This is a genomic window from Serratia sp. 506_PEND (assembly GCF_001076875.1).
Classification (GTDB): domain Bacteria; phylum Pseudomonadota; class Gammaproteobacteria; order Enterobacterales; family Enterobacteriaceae; genus Serratia; species Serratia marcescens.
This window is the reverse complement of sequence record NZ_JVEL01000566.1, coordinates 1-682: the sequence shown is the minus strand read 5'-3', so window position 1 is coordinate 682 and position 682 is coordinate 1. Positions and strand designations below refer to the sequence as shown.

General features: G+C 60.3%; 2 protein-coding genes. Both read left to right on the top strand.

Translation table 11 applies throughout. The annotated features are described in order from the left end of the window. On the top strand, positions 1–341 hold a 341-nt coding region (locus ADK28_RS31875; RefSeq protein WP_152929749.1), incomplete at its 5' end, for a putative zinc ribbon protein. Next, positions 329–682, top strand: a 354-nt coding sequence (locus tag ADK28_RS30665) for a putative zinc ribbon protein (RefSeq protein WP_075202148.1), incomplete at its 3' end; no start/stop codon positions are given. The genes ADK28_RS31875 and ADK28_RS30665, both read left to right, overlap by 13 nt.

The following is a 682-nucleotide window of genomic DNA, read 5'->3' as shown; positions in this document are numbered from 1 at the left end:
GCTATACCTGCCATCTGTGCGGCAGTGCACTGCAATACCATCCTCAATACGACTCTGAACGCCCATGGTTTGAACATCAGACTGCCATGCTGACGGATAACGGGCGACAGCATTGCCCGTATGTGAAACCGGAAGCCAGTGCACTGAGGCTGGCAGGGCGTCTGCAGCGGATTATCCCGGGCGCCACGCCCGTGGTCCGCAGGGCAGACTGGCACTGTAGCGGTTGCGACAGTGTGTACCACGGCGAGCATTACTGCCTCACCTGCCGGAGCGGTGAATACAGCCGTGAAAGCGCGGATGCGGGCAACCCGCCAGCAGAGGTGACAACATGCGCATGCTGAAGTGTTATCTGGCAAATGACCGTGAAGGGCATTTTGTGACTGCCGGTGAGGCGAAGAGTGCACCGGGACAGGTATGGAGCTGCGCGTCCTGTGGCTGTCGGCTGATACTGCATGCCGGTATGCACGAAGACCCGTGGTTTGAGCATGACCAGCAGACCGTAGCCCGGCATGTGCTGATGGCCTGCGCCCACCTTGACCCTGAGGTGAAAGCCGAAGCCCGGCACAACAAACTGCGCAGTATTATCCGGGGGCTGGATGCCCCCGTCATGTCGCAGGCCTGGTACTGCGTCTGGTGCAGCGAGCATTATCAGGGCGTGAAGTCCTGTCCACGTTGCCTGACC